Annotated in this window: 23 protein-coding genes and 1 tRNA gene; 15 read left to right on the forward strand and 9 right to left on the reverse strand. The window is 51.3% G+C overall.

Annotation, left to right across the window (positions count from 1 at the left end; all coding sequences use genetic code 11):
* Positions 1-10: 10 nt before the first annotated feature.
* The 6 genes from WC772_00690 to WC772_00715 form a co-directional block, all read right to left on the reverse strand.
* The gene (locus WC772_00690; GenBank protein ID MFA6169275.1) at positions 11-691 is read right to left on the reverse strand and encodes a response regulator transcription factor; all 681 of its coding nucleotides are present in this window, start codon (positions 689-691) and stop codon (positions 11-13) included.
* A complete protein-coding gene (locus WC772_00695) occupies positions 688-1,737 on the reverse strand; it encodes an ATP-binding protein (protein MFA6169276.1) in 1,050 nt (349 codons plus the stop codon). The genes WC772_00690 and WC772_00695 overlap by 4 nt, the downstream gene beginning before the upstream one ends.
* A gap of 22 nt (positions 1,738-1,759) precedes the next feature.
* Entirely contained in the window at positions 1,760-3,103 is a 1,344-nt protein-coding gene (locus tag WC772_00700; GenBank protein ID MFA6169277.1) for a potassium transporter TrkG, read from the reverse strand.
* 92 nt (positions 3,104-3,195) lie between these two features.
* Positions 3,196-4,290 carry an aminodeoxychorismate synthase component I gene (pabB, locus tag WC772_00705; GenBank protein MFA6169278.1) on the reverse strand — a complete coding sequence of 365 codons (1,095 nt, stop codon included), beginning with the start codon at positions 4,288-4,290 and terminating at the stop codon, positions 3,196-3,198.
* Positions 4,291-4,395: 105 nt separating this feature from the next.
* Entirely contained in the window at positions 4,396-5,043 is a 648-nt protein-coding gene (locus tag WC772_00710) for an HAD-IA family hydrolase (protein ID MFA6169279.1), read from the reverse strand.
* Positions 5,027-5,614 (reverse strand): MBL fold metallo-hydrolase, encoded by a 588-nt coding sequence (locus WC772_00715; GenBank protein ID MFA6169280.1) that lies wholly within the window; start codon positions 5,612-5,614, stop codon positions 5,027-5,029. The genes WC772_00710 and WC772_00715 overlap by 17 nt, the downstream gene beginning before the upstream one ends.
* 69 nt (positions 5,615-5,683) lie before the next feature.
* On the opposite strand from WC772_00715, the gene cutA reads away from it, so the two are divergent.
* Positions 5,684-6,007: a divalent-cation tolerance protein CutA gene (cutA, locus tag WC772_00720; protein MFA6169281.1), complete on the forward strand. Its 324-nt coding sequence runs from the start codon at positions 5,684-5,686 to the stop codon at positions 6,005-6,007.
* Here the strand turns inward: cutA and WC772_00725 are convergent.
* Complete coding sequence (locus WC772_00725) at positions 6,004-6,672, reverse strand: TrkA family potassium uptake protein (protein ID MFA6169282.1); 669 nt, start codon at positions 6,670-6,672, stop codon at positions 6,004-6,006. The genes cutA and WC772_00725 overlap by 4 nt on opposite strands.
* A gap of 11 nt (positions 6,673-6,683) precedes the next feature.
* Positions 6,684-7,997 (reverse strand): TrkH family potassium uptake protein, encoded by a 1,314-nt coding sequence (locus tag WC772_00730; GenBank protein ID MFA6169283.1) that lies wholly within the window; start codon positions 7,995-7,997, stop codon positions 6,684-6,686.
* Between the two features lie 60 nt (positions 7,998-8,057).
* On the opposite strand from WC772_00730, the gene WC772_00735 reads away from it, so the two are divergent.
* The 4 genes from WC772_00735 to WC772_00750 all read left to right on the forward strand — a co-directional run bounded on the left by WC772_00735 (position 8,058) and on the right by WC772_00750 (position 11,368).
* A complete protein-coding gene (locus tag WC772_00735; GenBank protein ID MFA6169284.1) occupies positions 8,058-9,098 on the forward strand; it encodes an AI-2E family transporter in 1,041 nt (346 codons plus the stop codon).
* A gap of 86 nt (positions 9,099-9,184) precedes the next feature.
* On the forward strand, positions 9,185-10,051 hold the full coding sequence (gene mutM, locus WC772_00740) for a bifunctional DNA-formamidopyrimidine glycosylase/DNA-(apurinic or apyrimidinic site) lyase (GenBank protein MFA6169285.1): 867 nt from the start codon (positions 9,185-9,187) through the stop codon (positions 10,049-10,051).
* 64 nt (positions 10,052-10,115) lie between these two features.
* Complete coding sequence (locus WC772_00745; GenBank protein MFA6169286.1) at positions 10,116-10,763, forward strand: hypothetical protein; 648 nt, start codon at positions 10,116-10,118, stop codon at positions 10,761-10,763.
* Between the two features lie 14 nt (positions 10,764-10,777).
* A complete protein-coding gene (locus tag WC772_00750) occupies positions 10,778-11,368 on the forward strand; it encodes a fumarylacetoacetate hydrolase family protein (protein ID MFA6169287.1) in 591 nt (196 codons plus the stop codon).
* Here the strand turns inward: WC772_00750 and WC772_00755 are convergent.
* Positions 11,365-11,568, reverse strand: a complete 204-nt coding sequence (locus WC772_00755; protein MFA6169288.1) for a hypothetical protein — start codon at positions 11,566-11,568, stop codon at positions 11,365-11,367. The two genes, WC772_00750 and WC772_00755, sit on opposite strands and share 4 nt — an antisense overlap.
* 83 nt (positions 11,569-11,651) lie before the next feature.
* On the opposite strand from WC772_00755, the gene WC772_00760 reads away from it, so the two are divergent.
* The 10 genes from WC772_00760 (at position 11,652) to WC772_00805 (ending at position 20,714) form a co-directional block, all read left to right on the forward strand.
* Positions 11,652-12,296, forward strand: a complete 645-nt coding sequence (locus WC772_00760) for a C39 family peptidase (protein MFA6169289.1) — start codon at positions 11,652-11,654, stop codon at positions 12,294-12,296.
* Between the two features lies 1 nt (position 12,297).
* Positions 12,298-12,371: transfer RNA gene (locus WC772_00765), tRNA-Arg, on the forward strand.
* A gap of 17 nt (positions 12,372-12,388) precedes the next feature.
* Positions 12,389-15,088 (forward strand): cation-translocating P-type ATPase, encoded by a 2,700-nt coding sequence (locus tag WC772_00770; protein ID MFA6169290.1) that lies wholly within the window; start codon positions 12,389-12,391, stop codon positions 15,086-15,088.
* Positions 15,088-15,846 (forward strand): MBL fold metallo-hydrolase, encoded by a 759-nt coding sequence (locus tag WC772_00775; GenBank protein ID MFA6169291.1) that lies wholly within the window; start codon positions 15,088-15,090, stop codon positions 15,844-15,846. Before WC772_00770 ends, WC772_00775 begins: the two co-directional genes overlap by 1 nt.
* Positions 15,847-16,085: 239 nt before the next feature.
* Entirely contained in the window at positions 16,086-17,420 is a 1,335-nt protein-coding gene (gene secD / locus WC772_00780; GenBank protein MFA6169292.1) for a protein translocase subunit SecD, read from the forward strand.
* A gap of 6 nt (positions 17,421-17,426) precedes the next feature.
* Complete coding sequence (gene secF, locus WC772_00785) at positions 17,427-18,305, forward strand: protein translocase subunit SecF (protein ID MFA6169293.1); 879 nt, start codon at positions 17,427-17,429, stop codon at positions 18,303-18,305.
* 166 nt (positions 18,306-18,471) lie between these two features.
* Positions 18,472-18,942, forward strand: coding sequence for a hypothetical protein (locus tag WC772_00790; GenBank protein ID MFA6169294.1), 471 nt, complete (start codon positions 18,472-18,474; stop codon positions 18,940-18,942).
* A gap of 92 nt (positions 18,943-19,034) precedes the next feature.
* On the forward strand, positions 19,035-19,610 hold the full coding sequence (locus tag WC772_00795; protein MFA6169295.1) for a GerMN domain-containing protein: 576 nt from the start codon (positions 19,035-19,037) through the stop codon (positions 19,608-19,610).
* 82 nt (positions 19,611-19,692) lie between these two features.
* Positions 19,693-20,268: a rubrerythrin family protein gene (locus WC772_00800; protein ID MFA6169296.1), complete on the forward strand. Its 576-nt coding sequence runs from the start codon at positions 19,693-19,695 to the stop codon at positions 20,266-20,268.
* On the forward strand, positions 20,268-20,714 hold the full coding sequence (locus WC772_00805) for a ferritin family protein (protein MFA6169297.1): 447 nt from the start codon (positions 20,268-20,270) through the stop codon (positions 20,712-20,714). Before WC772_00800 ends, WC772_00805 begins: the two co-directional genes overlap by 1 nt.
* The last annotated feature ends 147 nt before the right edge of the window (positions 20,715-20,861 follow it).

Genomic DNA, 20,861 nt, shown 5'->3' on the forward strand with positions numbered 1-20,861 from the left:
CATACTTCCCTTAAATGTTTAAACGATAGCCAATTCCCGGTTCGGTCAGGATAAGGTTTGACAGCTTATACTTATCGAGCTTTTTTCTTAATTGGCTAAAATAGATCCTAAGGTAATGGGTTTGTCCGGTTGATTCCGGTCCCCAGATCTCTTTTAGGAGCTGTTTTTGGGTTACGATTTTACCGGCATTTTGGACCAGCATCTTCAGCAAATCGAATTCCGTGTTGGTGATCTTGACCGGTTCGTTGTCGATCTCCAAACTGCGAAGACCAAAATCCAACTTTATCCGATCATGGCGAAAAATAGGCTCTTCTTTCAGATTAAGGCTGTGCCTTAGGGCCACTTTAAGGCGCGCGACCAATTCCTCGGGACTGAAGGGCTTGGTTAAATAGTCGTCGGCGCCGGCATCAAGCAGCGCGACTTTGTCGGAATCGGCATCTTTTACGCTAAGGATGATGACCGGAACGGAAGCTCTTTCTTTTATTTGAGCCAATATCTCGCGTCCATTGGCGTCTTGGAGCCGAAGATCGAGGATAACGATATCAGGCCGAAAACTGTTAAAGAGGGTCAAGCCTTCTTTGCCGGATTTCGCCAGGCAGACAGTGAACCCCTGGGCGGTCAGGTTGATATCAAGCAGTTTTCTGATCGCTCTCTCATCGTCGATTACCAGGACCCTTGCTCCTTTGCTCATAACGTTAACCCCTTTATTTCCGGTTGTTTGTCGATCGGCCAGAAAAGCTCGACCTCCAGCCCGCCTTCTTGCCGGTTCCGTGCTTTGATCTTGCCGCCGCTAACTTCGAGCGCGCTTTTGGCGATCGCCAGACCCAGGCCGGTCCCGCCCGGCAGAGAATCGGCGGCCCGATAAAATTTATCGAAGACAAAGGGGAGCTCTTTGGCCGCGATTCCCGGCCCGTTATCGGTAACAGTGACCAAGAGCCAATTGTTTTGCCTGGTTGTTTTGACGAGGATGAGCGATCCGGCGGGAGAATAATTAGCCGCGTTTAGTAAAACGTTCGATAAGGCTTGTTCAAAAAGAACGAAGTCGGCCTGAACCAGCGGGAGGTTCTCTTCCGTTTCCACTTCAAGCTGGTGGTCGGCCAGCTTCGGCTCGAGATGCCGCAGGCAAACTTGGACCATTTCCGAACTTTCCTGCCACTCTTTTTTTAGCGCGATTGAACCGGAAGAGAGCCTGGACATATCAAGCAAATTGGTCACGATCCGATCAAGGCGTTCGGCTGACTCGGCCAACTCCGCCGTCAGTTCCTTGTTTTCTTCCGCGGTTTTGAGGGTGGAGACGATCCCGATGATTGACGTGATCGGGGTCCTTAATTCGTGTGAAAGGCTGTCGAAAATCGTCAGATAAAGACCCTCCCGGGCTTCTTTTAGAGCGAGTTGACGCTGATGGCCTTTGATCTTGTCGGTTAAATAACCGGTGATGATCGCGGCAATAAAATAAACGATGTTCATCATCAGGTCTTCGGTCTTCGCGATCGCGAAGGTCCCGTGCGGCGGGATAAAAAAGAAATTCCAGGTCAAAGCGCTAAGGCCCGCGTACAAGATAAGAACGGGGAATGAAACAAACAGGCCGAGAAACAGGACCGATAATAAGAAGATGAGCCCGGTGGACTGATACCCTATGAAAGGGAGGAGCAAATGATTGGCCATGGCGATGCCAATGACTATGACAACCGTTTTTATGAGGTCGCTTAAGGGAAGGCGCCAAGGTGAAAAGATCATTTATCCCTTAATTATACACCGATTATCCGACAAAAAGTTCTTCTTTGGGGAGTTTCAGGGCATTATGCGTCTCACTTTTAAAAATAGCCGAGCCGATGGTTAGCGGCCCGACTCGGCCGATAAACATGGTCACTATTAGGATGATTTTACCGGCAGTGGAAAGGCTCCCGGTTATGCCGGTCGAGAGGCCGGTGTTTCCAAGCGCGGAAACGATTTCGAACAGGGTTTGCAGAAAAGATGCTTGTTCAGTATTGGCCATGATCAGAATATCGATCGCGGCGACCGCCGAAAAAAGAAAGAAGATCGTCATTGCTTTGATGATTATTTCAATAGGGATTTTCCTTTCGAAAACCGCGGTTCGATCCTTCCCCTGCAGGGAGGCGCGAACGGCGGCAAAAAGAGTTGCCAGGGTCGTGGTTTTCATCCCGCCCCCGGTACTACCCGGCGAGGCACCGATGAACATAAGGAGCATTAGCGCGACCAGACTGGTCGCGGACATTTTTCCAATATCGATGGAATTATAGCCGTCAGTTGTTGAGGCGGAGATTGATTGGAAAGAGGCGATCAAAATCTTGTCCTGAAGCGTGACGGAACTCGGCCACTGTTCGGCGACCAGGATAACCACGGTCCCGGCCAACATGACGATGGCCGTAGTTAAAATTACCATTTTGCTGTGTAATGTCAGCCTGGCCGGCTTAAGACGCTTAATTTTATTAATTAGGGCATTATAGAAATCAGATAAAACAAAAAAACCTAGCCCCCCGACAATTGAAATGATATTGATGGTCAAATTGACGGTCCAACTGGTTTGATAATTTATCAGACTGGTTGGAAAAAGACCGAAGCCGGCGGTGCAAAATCCGGAAACGGAATGAAAAAGTCCGAGGTAGAGGGCTCGCGGCAGACTGTATTCCCCGGCCCAATAGAAAGCCAGAATAACCGTGCCGATGATCTCAAAAAACAAAGTGAAGATTATGACTTTTAGGAAAAAACCGCCAAGCATATGCAGGCTATGGCTGTCCGTAGCCATTGATTCCTTGGCGACGGTTGAGGTTTTTTTTGAGAATTTTTTCCCAAGCAAGTAAGCCAGAAAAACAAAAAAAGCCATATAACCAATGCCGCCGATCTGGAAGATTGACAGTAAGACCAGTTGGCCGAAGAATGAATAATAACTGCCGATATCGACGACGGTCAAACCGGAAGTGCTTATCCCTGAAGTCGCGAGAAAAAGGGCGTCGATGAACGGTTGCGATGTCCCGGCCGCCGATGAGATCGGCAGAGAGAGGAGCGCGGCGCCAATAATTGTCACAACAAAATAGCCGATAATCAAAACTTGCAGCGCGTTTAAGCCGAATTTATGACGCATATGGTTTCCCAGGGATCATGGGAAATGCTAGCATTGAAAAGAGTTAAAATGAGGTAAAAAGAACGATGAAAAACGTAAAAAAAGCGTAAAATTCAGCGGAGAAAACCGGCTTTCCAGAGGCACTCTTCCCATTCACCTTCCGGGGTCGAGTCCCAGACGATCCCGCCGCCGACCCCCATCTCTCCCTGGCCTTGTTTGTCTATCAGCAGCGTTCTGATCGGAACATTAAACATTAAATCGCGTTCTGGAGTAATATAACCGATCGCGCCGGTGTAAATATGGCGGGGTTCCGGTTCCAGTTCGCGGATTATCTCCATCGAACGGATCTTGGGGGCGCCGGTTACTGAACCCGAAGGGTGGAGCGCCTTGAATAGCTGATAGAGGGGCAACTCTTTAGGAATATTGGCGGTGACTGTCGAGGTCATCTGGTAGAGAGTGTTGTACCGAGCGACCTCAAAGAGCTTGGGGACCTTAACGTTACTGCCGATCCGGCCCAGATCGTTGCGGAGGAGGTCGGTGATCATCAGGTTCTCGGCCCGGTTTTTACCGTCAAAGTGAAGTTTTCGCCCGGCCCAGAGGTCTTCCCAAAGATTTCTGCCTCTTGGCCAGGTTCCCTTCATCGGTTTAGTGGTTAGAAAATTCCCTCTCTTTTTCAGGAACAATTCCGGGGAGAGGGATAACATGAAGTAATCATCACCCTCAATGTAAGCGGGATAAGGAACCGGTTGGGTTGCGTAGAGTTGCCGGTAAAAAGTGTAAGGGTCACCGGCAAAGTCAAAGAGAAACTTCAAGCAATAGGTGATCTCATAGGTATCTCCCGCTTCCAGATACTCCCGGATTTTTCTTATATTAGCGAAGTATTTTTCTTGGGTGATGTTTGTTTTTTTATTCGTCACCTCTGATTTAACCGCGCAATTAATTGCGCGGTTAGAATGGGGCAATTTTGGTTCCTTATAAATTCCCATCTGAAGCAAGGGAAAAGACGATTTGTTTTCCGTGGCAAGTTTTGCCTCGAAACCGTACCCGGCTTCATAAGAAAGGAACCCGGCCAGGTAGCAGCCTTTAGAAAGTGCCGATTCCATTTCGGTAAAACAAGCCGCCAGCTCATGGCCGTGGCGCGCCACGATCAGATCGAGCGGCTGTTCAAATAATAACGGCTGTTGTTCGAATTCAATTTGGACAAGCATAAGTGCGGTCTGGGTGCTCCGGCCAGAGGGTCGGAGGTGAAGTTCATGACCGAATTCATTATAACAGAAAAAGGAAACCGCGGCGATATTGCCGCAGGTTTCCTTTTAAACTATTAATTCTTTCAACTCCAGCAGATCATCGACCAAAAAGTCAGGCTTAGCCGCCGCCAGCTTAGCCTTATCGTCAAAACCGTAGGTAACGGCGCAGGTGTGGATCCCGGCGTTCTTCCCGGTCTCAATGTCGACCGTCATATCGCCGATCAACAGGGCCCGCTCCGGGGTGATTTGGTGGTCGGCCAGGATCTTCAGGATGGTACAGGGATCGGGTTTCAGGCAGGGAGCGGTATCGCCGCCGTAGATTTCGTTAAAGTAACCGAGCAAGCCATGGTTGGCCAAGATCAACCGGATAAATTCGTCCTTTTTATTGGAAAGAATGTATTTTGTTTTCTCTTTGAAATGTTCCAGGAACTCTTTAACATGAGGATAGAGAGGAACTTGTTTGATCCCGACATTGGTGTAATTGCGGTAATAAACCTCCAGCGCTTTTTGCTGCAGGACCGGATCGCGGCTGCCGATCGCGCCGCCGACCAAGGGGAGTTCACCGAAGCCGACATGTTTATGGATCTCGGCCGCTGTTTTGGCCGGAAGCCCCAGCTCTTTGAGCATCGCCTGAACAGCGACGATCGCCGGCGGGATGGAGTCGGAGAGGGTCCCGTCCAGATCGAACATGATCAGGTCAATTGGCAGTTTCACGGGTCTCCTTTTCTTCGCCGATGGTTGTTGGGCGGCCGTGTCCGGGATAAACTTTAGTTTCCGGCGGGAGCTGCATTAGCTTTTTCAGGGAGCTAACCATCGCTTCTGCTGATGAGCCGAAAAGATCGACCCGCCCGTATGTCCCTCGGAAAAGGGTGTCGCCGCTAAAGAGGACCCGGTCTTCTTCGTTAAATAAACAAATCCCGCCGGGGCTGTGGCCGGGGGTGTGGATGACTTTAAATTTAGTTTGGCCGAGAACGATGAGCTCGCCGTCCCGGAGCGGCTCGTCGGCCGGAGTTGGGTCGGTTTCTTCCGCCATTGGCGAATCAAGCTCATGACGGAGCAGTTTGGCCCCGGTCTCTTTTTTCAGCGCGCCGTTACGGCTGACGTGATCGAAATGACCGTGGGTGTTGATGATCTCTCTAACCGTTAAGTGGTTGTCCTGAACGATCTTCATAATGTTGGGGACCTGGCCTCCCGGATCGATGACGATCGCGATTTTTGTCGGCTCGTCCCAGACGATATAACAGTTCGCGGAGAGCGGGCCGACTTTGAGAACCTCGAATTTCATGGTTTAATTATAACAGAAAGAAAAGCTTACAGCTGTAAGCTTAAAGCTGTAAGCGGAAAGAAGAGAAAAATGAGCAAAATAAAAAGCTGTTTGATTTATATCACGACCAAAGACAAAGCTGAAGCGAAAAGGATCGGCTTAGCCTTGGTTAAAAACCGTCTGGCGGCTGGGGTCAATATTATTGATAGGATCGAATCGATCTACTGGTGGGAGGGGAAAGTTCAGAACGGGTCAGAGGCGCTGTTGATCGCTAAAACAAAAGAATCTGCCGTTCCCGCTTTAATCGAAAAAGTTAAAAGCCTGCATAGCTATAAAGTGCCGTGTATTGTCAGCCTGCCGATCAACGAAGCAAACCCCGATTTTCTAAAGTGGATCGAAGCCGAAACCGCCTAGGTCCTGTGCGTGATATCCAGGTCGAGGTTCTTGAGCGATTCTTCTTCCCCGAACATAATGAGAACGTCGTCTTTTTTGATCGGCGTGCTCCACGATGGCATAACCAGGTTTTCGGTCCCGCGGCGGATCGCCAGGATGGTGATGGCGTATTTATTGCGCAAATCTAGTTCCGATAGGGTCTTATTCACCCAGCGGTCAAGCGCTTTGGCCCCGACGATCTTGACTTTCTCTCCAAGGTCGAAATAATCGAGGACCCCCTGGCTGGTCAAAACGTTGACCAGTTTGATCGCGGTATCCTGCTCCGGGAAAATGATCTGGTCGGCCCCGAGCTTTTGCAGGATCTGGCCGTGGACGGTGTTGTTGGCTTTACAGATGACCTGGGGAATTTTCAGGCTTTTGCAGATCTGGGTGGCGATGATGTTGCTTTCCATGTGGGTGCTTTCGGCGATGATGACGGTGTCGCAATCGGAGACCCCGGCTTCTTTCAGCGCCCCGTCATCGGTGATGTCGCCGACGTAGGCGTGGGTCACTTCGTCCTTAATGTTCTGGATCTTGATCTCGTCTTTGTCGATGGCGATCACTTCCTGTCCCTTGTAATAAAGTTCCCTGGCGACCTTACTGCCGAAACGACCCAACCCTAATACCGCGAATTGTCTTTTTTTCATATTTTTCCTCCTTAACCGATGGAAACGCCTTCTTTAGGCGGTTCAACTTTATTCTCCCGCTGGCCTAATGTCAAGGCGATCAGCAGTGAGAGCGGCCCGACCCGGCCGATGAACATGACCAGCATGACGAGCAATTTACCGGCGGTCGAAAGATTGGGGGTTATCCCCATCGACAGGCCGACAGTGCCGAACGCGGAGAAAATCTCAAAGGCGACTTCCATCAGACTGAAATGCTCGATATTATCGAGCAGGAAGATCGAAAAACCGACAGCCGCCAGAGCGAGAAAGGTCAGGGTGATCGCCCGGCGAACCGTTTCCACCGGGATCCGGCGGTTGAACATGATCGTGTTGCGGAACCCTTTGAGCGTGGCCCAGATAGTGCCGATGATGACCGCGAAGGTCGTGGTTTTGATCCCGCCGCCGGTCCCTCCCGGGCTGGCCCCAATGAACATCAGGACCATCATCAAAAGAAGGGTGGGTGGCGCGAGACCGCCGATCGCCACGGTATTGAACCCGGCGGTCCGACAGGTGACCGCTTGGAAGTATGAAGCCAGGAGTTTATCCGACATGGTCAAGGGACCGATCGTTAGCGGATTGTGGTATTCAAGGACAAAGATCAGTCCTGTCCCCAGGGCGAGCAGGGCGAGAGTTGTGACCATGACGATCTTGGAATGAAGGGAAAACTTGTGATGTTCGATCAGGTCGGCGATCACGATGAAGCCAAGGCCGCCGATAATTATCAGAGAAGTAATTGTCAGATTGATGACCCAATCGGTCGCGTAGGGCATCAGGTTGGCAAAATTAGCCGGCAGGGCGAAGCCGGCGTTGTTAAAAGCGGAGATCGAATGGAATACGGCGTAAAGCAAGGCCCGGCTGAACCCCATTTCCGGGAGCCAGCGGAAGAAAAAGATCGCGGCCCCGATTCCTTCGACGAAAAAGACGATCCCGAAGACCTTTTTTAAGACCAGAACGACGTCTTTGGTCGAGTAGACGTTCAGGGCCTCCTGAATGGCGAGCTTTTGGGAAATAAAAAGTTTTTGCCTGAAGACCAGGACCATGAAAGTGGAAAAGGTCATATAGCCGAGGCCGCCGATCTGCATCAATCCCATTATAATGAATAGCCCGAAGAGGGAGAAGTGGACCCCGGTATCGAGCGTGACCAGGCCGGTCACGCAGGTGGCGGAATTGGCGGTAAAACAAGCATCCAGGAAATTTGTCGGGGTTCCCTGTGCCGAGGCGATCGGGAGGGAAAGAAGGATTCCTCCAGCCAGAATGACGAGTAAAAAGCTTAAGGCAATGATCGCGCTCGGGCGTATTCTAAACATAAAGCAAAATGTTAGTACAATTGGACTGGCAAGTCAATTATTTGTGTTATAATACCAGCCATGGGGAGAGAAGAAGAGCGTCTCGAAAGTTATCGCCGGACCGCCGCGGTCTCTTTTGTCGTTATTATTTTGTTGTTCTCGTTCCTGATTGTCCGGCCGTTTTTTGTCGCCATTATGTCGGCCGCCGTCCTGGCTTTTATCTTTTATCCGCTCTACGGTAAATTAGCCGAATTATTGAAGAACGTGCCGCTTGGCGAAAAACTGGCTTCGCTTTTGACTTGTCTGGTGATTCTGCTGGTGGTCCTCATCCCTTCTATTTTCGTGGCTGTTTTATTGACCAGCGAGGTCAAAAGCGGCTATCACTTTTTGCAAACCGTTCTCCAGGCCCCCCAGTTCCAGCTCGACAACCTGCCGCCGGTCATTAAACAGCTGGAACAATTCTTGCCGCAATTAAAGGCCGGCGCGGCTGATTTGGTCGGTCAATTGATCGGCATGCTCCAGGATGTTCTCAAAGTGATCCCGAACGTCCTGCTGCAAGTCTTCATTACCATCTTTTCAATTTATTACTTTCTGGTCCATGGCCACGACCTCTATAAGTTTTTTGCCGATCTTTTTCCGCTCTCGGAGAAGCGTTACAAACAAATAGTGAGCCGGTTCGACAATTTAAGCCGGGGGGTGATCATCGGACAGGTTTTTGTCGGGTGCATCCAGGGAGTTTTGGCCTGGCTCGGCTTTTTTATCCTCGGGGTTCCCAGCCCGATCCTCTGGGGAAGCCTGACGGCGATCATTTCGATGATCCCCTTGTTCGGCGCGGCCCTGATCTGGGTGCCGGTCGATATTTATCTTTTTCTGGTCGGGACGATGACCGGCAATTATATCCCCGCGATCAGTTTGCTGGTCTATGGTGTTTTCGTGATCAGCCTGATCGATAATCTGCTGAAGCCGAAAATCGTCGGCGACAACGCCAACATCCACCCGCTGATCGTTCTTTTCGGGATCCTGGGGGGGATTCAGCTGTTCGGCATCGCCGGCATTATTCTCGGCCCGATGATCCTGACGATCTTCGATGTCGTCATCGAGATCTTCAAGGAAGCGCTGTAAAGCAATGACAAATGACCAACATTTGACATTTTTCCGCCAGAGGCGGATGCGCCTTTGGGGCATAATTTGTCATTTGACATTCCACCATGCCTGAACTCCCCGAAGTTGAGACGGTCAAACGCGGCCTGGCCAAATCCATTATCGGCAAAACAATCTTGGACTTTGATTGTGACACCGTAAAAATGCTGAACCACCCCTTGGCCTTTTATCGCCGAACTTTAAAGGGGCTCAAGATTCTAGGCGTTGGCCGACGGGCGAAGATGGTCATTATTACTTTTTCCAAAGATTGGCGACTCCTCGTGCATCTGAAAATGACCGGCCAGCTCGTCTACCGCGGCGATCATAAGACGGTGGTCGGCGGGCATCCGATCAAAGAAGGGTTTGAAAAAGATCCGAACCGATTTACTCACGCGACCTTTAGTTTCCGTGACCGGACAAAATTATTTTACAACGATGTCCGCAAATTCGGCTGGCTCCGTCTCTACACCGCCGATCAGTTAGCCGCCTACTTAAACGGGCTGGGGTTGGGGCCAGAGCCGGTTGATGACGCCTATACCATAGAAGTTTTTAAACGCGAGCTGGTCCGCCGGCCGAAAGCGAAGATTAAGCAATTTTTGATGGACAACCGGAACGTGGTTGGGATCGGCAACATTTACAGCGACGAGATCTGTTATTACGCCCGGGTCCGGCCGAATCGCCAGGTGAAGACCCTGACCGGCGCGGAGATCAGCCTTTTATTTAAAGGGATCAAGCATATCCTGGCCGAAGCGATCAAATACGAAGGGACCTCGATCAGCGATTACGTTAACGCCCAGGGAGAAGCGGGGGCCTATACTAAAAAACTTAAGGTCTATGGTCGTTACGGAGAAAAGTGTCTGAAATGCAAGGGGGAAGTTGCCCGGTTAAAGATCGGCGGGCGGACCTCTTCTTTTTGCCCGAGCTGCCAAAAATAGTTGGCTTGACAGGTAAATAATTAACGATATAATTCTGGTAGTTCGAAAATTTAGGGGGTAATTCATGAAAAAGCCGTTTGTTGGTTTGGTTCTCGCTTTGAGCTTTATTTTTGTTGGTGAAGTCTGCGCGATCGAAGGGAGCGCCACAATCGCGGCTAAAGACCTTTACAGCTTAGCGCAAAGAAAAACTTATCGTTTGGGTCTGCGCGGTTGCCTTCTTTCGCCAACCGACAATGTTAATGTAAGTAAAGATTCGGTCCTTGATTTTGGCTTAGAATTTGACGCCAAACTTAACGAAAATCTTGATACCGGGCCGCGCTTCGGGATAGTTTTAAATAAGAAGTTAAAGCTAGGCGCGACGGTCGATGCCTCTTACACTTTAGTTAAGTTTGGTTATGGAGCCAGGATCTATACCATGTATTGGGGTGAATACGGCAGCAGCCACGGCTTTTTCAACCTTTATTTTAACGCCGAAGTTGACTATTACACCGGCAACAAAGTTTCTGAAGTTACCGCGATGGCGACTAATCCTTCCAGCTTTGCCGGTCTCGGAGGATATGGCGGGGTGGGGATTGAGTTGGCTTTTGGTCCTAATACCAGTGGTTTTGGCGAAGTCGGCTACCAGAAGACCAGTATTAAAGATGCCAACAATGTTGAGCTTCCATTGGATGGTTACGTTTTGGCGGCAGGGGTAAGGTTGGCATTCTTTTAAGACCTTCCAAGATAATAGCGGCCGGTCTGAATTATATTGAGCACATCACCGAGATGAAGATGGCCCGGCCCGACCACCCGATCCTTTTTCTCAAAGCCCCCTCCGCGCTGATCGGCGACGGCGACAACATTGTTTATCCTCCGCAAACCAAAGAACTCCATTACGAAGCGGAACTGGCGATCGTTATCAAAGACCGGATCCGTAATATCACGAAGGCACAGGCGTTGGAACACGTGCTTGGCTTTACCTGTGCCAACGATGTTTCCGCCCGCGATTTGCAGCTCTTAGACGGTCAGTGGGCGAGGGCAAAGTCGTTCGATACTTTTTGTCCGGTCGGTCCGCGGCTGGTGACCGGGATCGATCCCAATAATCTGGCGATCAAATGTTATTTAAACGGGGAGTTAAAGCAGTCATCGAATACAACGAGTATGATCTTTAAAGTGGAAGAGTTGATCGCTTTTATTGCCGGCGTCATGACTTTGGAACCGAACGACATAATTTTGACCGGGACTCCGCCCGGGATCGGGCCGATGAAGGTCGGCGATGTTGTTGAGGTGGAGATCGAAAAGATCGGGCGTTTAAAAAATCAGGTTGTTGCCGCTTAGAAACTTCTGGGCATCGGGGTCATTAACAGGTCCCCTTCTTTAAGGTTGGCTAATTCCGGGTTCAGCCTTTCCAGTTCCGCGACCGTGGTCCGATGTTGGTCGGCCAGTTCTTTAACTTTTGGCCCGCCATCAACCTCTTGCGGCTTAATTATATGAAGGTGATACGATGAATCGTAACGAACGGCGGTAATTGATGTCATTTGTTTCCCCCTACATATACTATTCGTACCAGAAGACGAAAAACTTGCGTTTTTGGGGTAAAATGTGTCATTATGTTTTTGGCATGAATAAGCTAATTATTGCGATATTTGCAGCCGGGGTCTTGTTTGTGGGAAGTGTTTTTGGGAGTGGGGTCATTGACCGGCCGGTTCCATTTTTATGTCAGGCTCCTTACGGTGACTGGCGGCAACCATGGCAGGATGGGTGCGAGGAAGCGGCGATCATTATGGCGATGAGTTGGGTGGAAGGGAAGGCGGTGACCAAACGTTCCGGTAACCAGACGATCCTTGATCTGGTGAAATTTCAGATTAAAAACTATGGCGGGCATTTTGACCTGACCGCCAAGCAATCGGCTAAGTTAATAAAAGACTATTATCAATACGATGGGATCGAAGTTCTTCAAGCGGGGACGAGCCAAGAACTGAAAAAGTTCCTGGCGGCCGGAGATCTGATCATCGCGCCGATGGCCGGGCGGGAATTAGGTAACCCGTATTTTACTCCTCCCGGTCCTTATTACCATTATGTGCTGATCAAAGGTTACGACGATACCCGCGGGGTTTTTATCACCAACGATCCCGGGACCCGCCGGGGAGCGAACTATACGTATAAATACCGGACCCTTTTTCAGGCGATTCACGACTGGACCGGCCGGAAAGAGAGCATTTCCCGAGGCAAAAAATCGATTCTTGTGATAAAATTAGATCAATAGTGGGCCCGTAGCGTAACTGGATAGCGCATTGCCCTCCGAAGGCAAGGGTTGCGAGTTCGAATCTCGCCGGGCCCATTTTTTGGAGCTACCTAATGAGCGAAATTTATCGCGAAGAACATTTTTACCAGGCCACCCCCGAAGCCGCGCTTGCCAAATTAAACAGTTCCGTGAATGGTTTGCCTGCCGCTGACGCGGCCGATCGCCTGAAAAAATACGGTTTAAACCAGCTCCGGGAAAAAGGAGGGGTCGACGCCGGCCGCCTCTTGCTGGAACAATTCCAGGGTTTTATCGTCTGGGTCCTGATCGCCGCCGCGCTGGTCGCCGGGTTGCTTGGCGAATGGCTGGACTCCGGCGCGATCGTTGCCATAGTAATTCTCAATGCCCTCCTCGGTTTCGTCCAAAGCTTTCGGGCCGAAAAATCACTGGCCGCGCTTAAAAAGTTGGCCGCTCCCACCTGTAAAGTGATTCGCGGCGGGGAACGGCGCCAGATCCCGGCCGTTCAGCTGGTACCCGGCGATATTGTGGAACTGGAGGCCGGCGATAACGTTCCGTCCGATTCGAGGCTTCTTCAGCTGACCGCGAATTTTACCGTCCAGGAAGCGAGCCTGACCGGTGAATCGACCCCGGTTAATAAAACCGTTGCCGCGCTGGCCGAAAAGGAGGTCCCGCTGGCCGACCGGGCCAATATGCTTTATCTTGGGACGACCGTAACTTCCGGCAAAGCCAAGGCGCTGGTCGTCGCGACCGGAATGAAGACCGAATTGGGACGAATCGCCGGCCTGATCCAGGCGATTGACCGGGAAACGACGCCGCTCCAGAAAAAGCTGGATGAATTCAGCAAGTGGCTGGTCTATCTCTGTTTCTTTTTAGTCGGTCTGGTCTTTTTTCTAGGCTGGTTGCGCGGCGGCGAACTGCTGGAAGTCTTTTTAACCGCGGTCAGTTTGGCGGTTGCTGCCATTCCTGAAGGGTTGCCGGCAGTGGTGACCATCGCTTTAGCAATCGGGGTCCAGCGGATGGTCAAACGGTCGGCGCTGATCCGAAAACTTCCGTCAGTTGAGACTTTGGGCTGCGCCACCGTTATCTGCACCGATAAGACCGGGACGCTCACCAAAAACGAGATGACGGTGCAGGCGGTCTATGCCGACGGCCGCGCTTTTACGGTCAGCGGGATCGGTTATGCCCCGCGAGGCGAATTTTTATTGGATGGTTTAAAAATTGAGGCGGGGGACCAGCCCGGCTTGACCAAAACTTTGATTGCCGGCGTACTTTGCAACAGCGCGGCCTTAACGCCGACCGGGATTATCGGCGATCCGACTGAAGCGGCTCTCCTGACGGCGGCGGCCAAAGCCGGGCTGACCAGGGAGAATACCGGACGGGAGCTTCATTTTGTTGAAGAGATCCCCTTCGATTCCGAACGGAAGCAAATGACGATGATCTTTGGGCGGGGCGCGGAACTGGTCGCCTATAGTAAAGGGGCGCCGGATAGTCTCCTGCGGAAATGCCGCTACATCGAAGAAAATGGCCAGGTGCGGGAGTTGACGCCTGAAGATCAGGCCCGTTTTGCCGCCGTCAATGACGGGCTGGCCGGCCAGGCGCTGCGGGTCTTGGCTTTTGCTTACCGGCCGCTGGCCGACCGTCCGGAAAAACTCGATGATAAAACAGTTGAACGTGACCTTATCCTGGTCGGCTTGATGGCGATGATCGATCCGCCGCGCGATGAAGCCCGTCAGGCGATCGCCGATTGCCGCCGGGCGGGGATTAGGACGGTCATGATCACCGGCGACCACAAAAATACCGCCGTGGCGATCGCTGCTTCGCTTGGTTTTTTTCCGGCCGACGCCCTTGCCTTGACCGGGGAAGAGCTCGACCGGCTCGATGACCAGGAATTGACCTTCAAGGTCGATCGGGTCCCGGTCTATGCCCGGGTTTCGCCGGAGCATAAGCTTCGGATCGTTAAAGCCTGGCGGCGGCGCGGGGAGATCGTGGCGATGACCGGCGACGGCGTTAACGACGCTCCCGCGGTCAAAGAAGCCGACATCGGCGTGGCGATGGGGATTACCGGGACCGACGTGACCAAGGAAGTTTCCGACATGGTCGTGACCGACGATAATTTCGCTTCGATCGTCGCCGCGATCGAAGAAGGGCGGGGGATCTACGACAACATCAAAAAGTTCGTCCACTATCTTCTCTCCTGCAATGCCGGTGAGATCATGGTGATGTTCCTGGCCGCCCTGGTCGGCTGGCCCCTGCCGCTTTTGCCGATTCATATTTTGTGGGTCAATCTGGTGACCGATGGCTTGCCGGCCTTAGCGCTCGGGATGGACCCGGTCGAGCCGGGGATCATGTCCAGACCGCCCCGGAAAAAAGACGAACCGGTCGTGCCGGCCAACCGGGCCGGTTTGATAATCTTGCAGGGCTTATTTATCGCCCTCTGCGTTTTAGCCGCGTTCAGTTTTGTCTTGTTTATTGAAGGCGAGGGGGTAACCAGGGCGAGGACCGCCGCTTTTATCGTTCTTTGCTGCGCCCAGCTTTTTCATGCGCTCAACTGCCGGAGCCAAACGAAGTCGTTTTTTCCGGGAATGTGGACCAATCACTGGCTAATTCTGGCGGTTCTATTTTCCTTTGCCTTGCAGATGCTGGTCGTCTACTTTCCGCCTCTGCAAACGATCTTTAAGACCGAAGCTTTGGGCCAGGCTGATTGGCTGTTAGTCCTGATCCTATCTTCTCTTCCGCTTTGGGGGATGGAGATTGTTAAAGCGATTAACCTTAAGAAAGGATTTATTAAAGAATAATGGACTTTATTAAATTCCTTGGGACCGCCGGTGCCAGGGTCGTGGTTTCCAAACAGCTGCGGGCCTCTGGGGGGATCTGGCTGTCGCTTGACGGGACGAACCTCTACCTCGATCCGGGACCGGGAGCTTTGGTTAAAACCCTGGGGGCCCGGCCGAAGCTTGATCCGGCCAACCTGGATGGGATCTTACTTTCGCACAAACATCTCGACCATTCCGGCGACATTAATGCCATGATCGAAGCGATGACTGAAGGGACCTTTAAAAAGCGGGGGGCGGTCTTTGCCCCAAAAGAGGCGCTGGTTGGCGATCCGGTGATCTTAAAATATGTCCGCCAATACCCGGAGCGGCTGGAGATCCTCAAAGCTAAAGGAAAATATAATGTAGGAGCGTTGACCTTTACCACCCCGGTCCAGCACGTACATCATAATACGGAGGCCTATGGCTTCAAAATCAAAGGGGAGAAGACGACCGTTTCTTATATTGCCGATACCAAGTTTTTCCCCGGATTGATCAGGGCTTATCGGGCGAGCGATATCCTGGTCGTGAGCGTGCTACGCCAGGAGCCGTCCCACTTGGAGCACCTTTGCGTTGAGGACCTGAAGAAGTTGGTGCAGGGGATCAAGCCCCGGGTGACGATCATGACCCATTTTGGCAAGCTCATGCTGGCGGCCAAGCCGTGGCTGGTTGCCGAACAACTAAGCCGGGAGCTGAAAAGTAAAATTATTGCCGCCGGTGATGGTATGACTTATAAAATTTGATTTAACCGCCCCGATCCGATCGGGGCGGTTAAATATTGGGACTGCTGAAAAAGCCCTTTTTGGAAGCCGTAGACAATATCGTCTCGGCTTCCAAAAGAGTATCTTGTTTAGAAGAGAAAAGGAAACCGCGGCGATATTGCCGCAGGTTTCCTTTTTGCCATGGTTTGAAACCCGCGGAATTAATTCCGCGGTTAAAAATGCTTGCTAGCCATTGCTTTTATATGTTATATTTACAACCGATGTCTAAAAATATTAATCAATTACGTATTTTGTTGATCCTGGGAATTATTGCCGCTTCCGTTTACGTGTTGATCCAATTCCCGCTCAATCTCGGTCTCGACTTACAGGGCGGTACCCGCCTGGTTTACGAAGGGCAGGAGACCGAAAAGGTCAAAGTCAGCGATGATTCCATGGCCGGCGTGGTCGCGGTCATCCGTAACCGGATCGACGGGCTGGGGGTCTCTGAACCGACTATCCAGCGCAAGGGACAATCCCAGGTTATCGTTGAACTTCCCGGCATCAAAGACCCGGAAAGGGCGATTGCCTTGATCGGTGATACGGCGATGCTGGAATTTGTGGAGGCTGAATGGCTTCCGGGCGATGCCCGCGGCGCTTCACCGGAAAAAGTCAAAGAATTTTACGGCGCCGAGGCCAGGATCGGGACCGTTAAAGAGGAACAAGATGGGCGGGTCGTCAGCGAAAAGCCGATCGTCCTGAAAAAAACCGTTTTGACCGGGGCCGACCTGAAAGGGGCTTTCCCCGGATTTGACCAATACGGCAACCCGGTCGTTGATATCGAGTTTAACGATAACGGCGCCAAGCTTTTTGCCGAAGTGACCGCCCGATCGGTCAACAAGCCGATCGCCATTATCCTTGACCGGAAAGTTATTTCCGCTCCGAACGTCAGGGAGCCGATTCCCTCCGGTCGCGCCCAGATCTCCGGGAATTTCAAAGCGGAAGATGTCCGCGACCTGGTCATTAAACTGAAAGCCGGCTCCCTGCCGATTCCGGTCAAAATGGTGGAGACCAGGATCGTCGGTCCATCGCTCGGTAAAGATTCGATCGATCGGAGCAAGATCGCCGGGGTGCTTGGATTTTTGTTCATCGTCGCTTTTATGGTCATTTATTACCGGCTTCCCGGTTTTATCTCGGTCCTATCTCTGGCGATCTACGTTCCTTTGACCCTGTCGATCCTGGCCGCTTTTCATACGACCTTAACTCTCCCCGGTATTGCCGGGTTCCTGCTGACCCTTGGTATGGCGGTTGACGCCAACGTTATTATTTATGAAAGATTAAAAGAGGAACTACGGCTTGGCAAAACGGTTAAAGCCTCTTTTGCCGCCGCTTTTGACCGGGCCTTTGCCGCCATCCTTGATTCCAACGTCACGACCATCATCGGGGCGGTTACCCTGTTCTTTGTCGGGACCGGGACGATCCGCGGGTTTGCCATTACCCTGACGATTGGTATCTTAGTGTCGATGTTTACCGCTTTGACCCTGACCCGCCTGATGCTCAATATGCTGGTTGACGCCAAGATCGTGACCGATCCCAATTCGAAATTGCTTTATAAGTAGGAAATTATGTTTGATATTATCAAAAAATCGAGAATGTTTCTGACCGTTTCAGCAATCGTGACTGCGCTGGCTCTTGCTGTTTTGCTTTTTAATTTCATGGTCCATGGCAAGCCGATGAACTTTGGGATTGATTTTACCGGCGGGACGATGCTTAACCTCCGCTTTGCCAAGGCGGTATCGGTCGGGGAGGTCCGCCAGGTTCTTGATGGTTATGGTTTGGGTGAGAGCACTATTCAAAAATCCGGCGACCAGGATATCCTGATCCGGACCAAGCCGCTTGATAACGATGTCCGGACCAGATTGCTGGCCGACTTTAATACCAAGATCAGCCAGACGGAGATCCTGGAAGCGGATGTTATCGGCCCGACGATCGGGAAGGAACTGGGACAGCAAGCGATCTGGGCTTTGCTCCTGGCCTCGCTTGGCATTATCATCTACGTTTCCTTCCGGTTTGAGGTTAAATACGCCTTGGCGGCGCTTTTAGCCCTTTATCATGATGCGATCATTACGACCGGGATCATTGCCTTGCTCTGGCGCCAGATTGATATTACCTTCGTGGCGGCGCTTCTGACGATCATGGGTTATTCGATCAACGATACGATCGTGATTTTCGATCGAATTCGGGAGAACTTGAAAAAGACCAGCCTGGCCAAGAAAAAATTCAATGAGATCGTTAATCTTTCGATCTGGGAGACGATGTCCCGGTCGATTAATACCGTCATGACCGTTCTCTTTATGGTCCTCTGTCTCTTGATCTTTGGCGGTGAACCATTGCGCGAGTTCTCACTGACCCTCTTGATCGGATTTACCCTCGGGGCGTATTCTTCCGTCTTCGTCGCTCCAACGCTCCTGGCCCTCTGGCACCATAACGAATCAAAAAAGTAAACTATCAGGGATTGTTAAAAAGTCTATTTTGTTGAAATTTCCCCATAAATATGCCGATAAATCTTTGCGAGTCGGAAACCTGCGACTAAACGTCGCGGTTTCCTCCAGACCTTGTTTTTCAAGGAACCGCGAAGTTCATTCGCAGGTTCCTTGAAAAGATTAGTATATGCTAAACAACATCAAAGAACGGATCGTTATTAACCAAGAGATCGACCTGCCGAACCCGATCCTTAATGGGGTTTGGCCGGGGGGGCATTTATTCGCGATTATTGCCCATCTTAAGGCGGGGAAGTTATCGCTGGATAAATTGATGCGGTCTTCCAATAAAGGCTTGATCGGGATCGCGATTGCCGGAAGCGGAGAAACGGCCGCCCTCAAGCTGGCGCAGAAAGCCCGGGGGACGCCGGAGCGGCAGAAAGTCGGTCTCTGGCGGATTATTGACGCGGTGACTTCCCAAGGAGAGCTGAAAACGACCTTGCACTACCGGCGGGAAGTTGAATTTTTGGAAGAGTTGGGGGAGAGATTGCCGGAACACGCGCCGCTTTTTAATCAAATGATCGCTCATCTCCCCCCGGAAACCAAAGTTTACAATCATGGAGTCGTCGTCAAAGAGCTCTTCATAACCTACGCCGCATAATCTTTATTGATCCGACCCCGCTGGAGCCTTATTTTTCGGGAAAAAATTCACGGTTGCCTCCCCATCGGCCTTCAGGTATAATCAACCCGCCTGTGAAAAAGAAAAAAGCAAAAAAAACCGCTTCACGTTTCGATTGGCAATGGGTTTGGTGGGGAACGGCTTTTGTTCTTTTTATCGCGGTAGTCTTGCTTGGTTTTTGGTCCCTCGGTGTGGCGACGAAAAAACCGGCTGAACCGCCGGTATTGGTAGGCCGCCCAAGCCAGGTTACGGGGCAGGTCGTTAAGTTGTATTACTATAACGAACAGGCGGCCAGACGGCTGGGCCAAGACGGCGAGGGAAACCCGGCCGCTCTTTTACCGGTGGAGAGGGTAATTCCCGAAACCAAGGCGCCGCTTAAGGCAACGATCAGGCTGTTGATCGCAGGAGAACTGACGGCGGAGGAAAAGGCGGCCGGCTTCACGACTGAATTCCCTCATCCTGCTTTCAAATTGATCAGGGCCGACTTGGACCGGGGTGTTTTGACCCTGGTCTTTACCGATGTTCCCGGTTTTACGACCGGCGGGGCGTTGCGGGTGGAATTACTGGCGGCCCAGATCGAAAAGACCGCCAAACAATTTTCCGGGGTCAAGCAGGTTCGGTTCCTCCCCGAGTCTTTGTTTCAACCTTGATCGCCTAGACTGCCTTAGAGCAGCGGAGGCGCTTCTCAATTTCCCCAAATTGTAGTAAAATAATGGCACACGGGAGGGAGTCATGAAAAGCTTAAAAGGGACCAAGACCGAAAAAAACTTATTGACCGCTTTTGCCGGCGAATCGCAGGCGCGGAACCGATATACTTATTTCGCTTCACAGGCGATCAAAGAAAATTACCAGCAGATCGCGGCAATATTTTTGGAAACCGCCGATAACGAAAAAGAACACGCCAAGCGGTTTTTTAAATTTCTGGAAGGTGGCGACCTTGAAATTGTCGCCAGCTATCCGGCCGGTGTGATTGGCGATACCGCCAAGAATTTGGAAGAAGCGGCCAACGGCGAAAAAATGGAGTGGACCAAGCTCTACGCCGATGCCTCCAGGATCGCCAAGGAAGAAGGCTTTGCCGCGATTGCCGCCGTTTTCAAAGAGATCGCCGAGGTCGAGGAACAGCACGAGAAACGGTACCGGGCGTTGCTAAAAAACATTAGAGAAGGCAAGGTTTTCAAGAAAGACGTTGTGGTCAAATGGCACTGCCGGAACTGCGGTTATGTCCATGAAGGGAAAGAAGCTCCCGATGTCTGCCCGGCTTGCGCCCATCCCAAGGCTTATTATGAACTTCTAGGGGAGAATTATTAATGACAAAACATTTACAGCCCATCTTAATTGCCCTGAAAGCGGAGAAAAAAGCGATCGAATATTATTCCCGGGCGGCGCGACGGGTGACCAACCAGGAAGGGAAGACCGCTCTTAACAAGATCAAAGCCCAGGAAGAAAAGCACTATCGCGAACTGCTTCGGAAATTTAAGCATTTGAGCGGACATGAGGCGACCGCCGCCGAGATCGACGGGGTCGACGTTACTTTTTCCGCTTTGACCGAAGAGCATATCCCGGACCGTGAAGCCAGCGATTTGGAAGTCTGTCAGGTTGCCCTGAAAGACGAGAAAGAAGCGCACGCTTTTTACCTGAAGTCGGCCGCCAGCGCGACCGACGAGGAGACCAAGAAGATGTTCCATGAGCTGGCGAGCGAAGAAAGCCAGCACGCCGAGACCGTGAACCATATTTGTAAGATCCTTTCAGCGTAGTCCTTCCGCGTCGCGCCTCCTGCGTTTCCGCATAATTAATTGTGTGGTTAAAATATGCCTAAAATATAGGCAATGGCTTATTTTACGCCTTAAATAAGCCAAAAATCAAGATAATGCCCCTAAAATGGCAAAATTCGATGCAATTTT

The organism is Candidatus Margulisiibacteriota bacterium (assembly GCA_041661965.1).
Taxonomy (GTDB): Bacteria; Margulisbacteria; WOR-1; order O2-12-FULL-45-9; family XYB2-FULL-48-7; genus XYB2-FULL-45-9.

Bases quoted from the DNA above. Each gene is read 5' to 3' on its own strand.
- WC772_00690 (MFA6169275.1), bottom strand. From the start codon at position 691: ATGAGCAAAGGAGCAAGGGTCCTGGTAATCGACGATGAGAGAGCGATC.
- WC772_00695 (MFA6169276.1), bottom strand. From the start codon at position 1,737: ATGATCTTTTCACCTTGGCGCCTTCCCTTAAGCGACCTCATAAAAACG.
- WC772_00700 (MFA6169277.1), bottom strand. From the start codon at position 3,103: ATGCGTCATAAATTCGGCTTAAACGCGCTGCAAGTTTTGATTATCGGC.
- pabB (MFA6169278.1), bottom strand. From the start codon at position 4,290: ATGCTTGTCCAAATTGAATTCGAACAACAGCCGTTATTATTTGAACAG.
- WC772_00715 (MFA6169280.1), bottom strand. From the start codon at position 5,614: ATGAAATTCGAGGTTCTCAAAGTCGGCCCGCTCTCCGCGAACTGTTAT.
- cutA (MFA6169281.1), top strand. From the start codon at position 5,684: ATGAGCAAAATAAAAAGCTGTTTGATTTATATCACGACCAAAGACAAA.
- WC772_00725 (MFA6169282.1), bottom strand. From the start codon at position 6,672: ATGAAAAAAAGACAATTCGCGGTATTAGGGTTGGGTCGTTTCGGCAGT.
- WC772_00730 (MFA6169283.1), bottom strand. From the start codon at position 7,997: ATGTTTAGAATACGCCCGAGCGCGATCATTGCCTTAAGCTTTTTACTC.
- WC772_00735 (MFA6169284.1), top strand. From the start codon at position 8,058: ATGGGGAGAGAAGAAGAGCGTCTCGAAAGTTATCGCCGGACCGCCGCG.
- mutM (MFA6169285.1), top strand. From the start codon at position 9,185: ATGCCTGAACTCCCCGAAGTTGAGACGGTCAAACGCGGCCTGGCCAAA.
- WC772_00745 (MFA6169286.1), top strand. From the start codon at position 10,116: ATGAAAAAGCCGTTTGTTGGTTTGGTTCTCGCTTTGAGCTTTATTTTT.
- WC772_00755 (MFA6169288.1), bottom strand. From the start codon at position 11,568: ATGACATCAATTACCGCCGTTCGTTACGATTCATCGTATCACCTTCAT.
- WC772_00760 (MFA6169289.1), top strand. From the start codon at position 11,652: ATGAATAAGCTAATTATTGCGATATTTGCAGCCGGGGTCTTGTTTGTG.
- WC772_00770 (MFA6169290.1), top strand. From the start codon at position 12,389: ATGAGCGAAATTTATCGCGAAGAACATTTTTACCAGGCCACCCCCGAA.
- WC772_00775 (MFA6169291.1), top strand. From the start codon at position 15,088: ATGGACTTTATTAAATTCCTTGGGACCGCCGGTGCCAGGGTCGTGGTT.
- secD (MFA6169292.1), top strand. From the start codon at position 16,086: ATGTCTAAAAATATTAATCAATTACGTATTTTGTTGATCCTGGGAATT.
- secF (MFA6169293.1), top strand. From the start codon at position 17,427: ATGTTTGATATTATCAAAAAATCGAGAATGTTTCTGACCGTTTCAGCA.
- WC772_00790 (MFA6169294.1), top strand. From the start codon at position 18,472: ATGCTAAACAACATCAAAGAACGGATCGTTATTAACCAAGAGATCGAC.
- WC772_00800 (MFA6169296.1), top strand. From the start codon at position 19,693: ATGAAAAGCTTAAAAGGGACCAAGACCGAAAAAAACTTATTGACCGCT.
- WC772_00805 (MFA6169297.1), top strand. From the start codon at position 20,268: ATGACAAAACATTTACAGCCCATCTTAATTGCCCTGAAAGCGGAGAAA.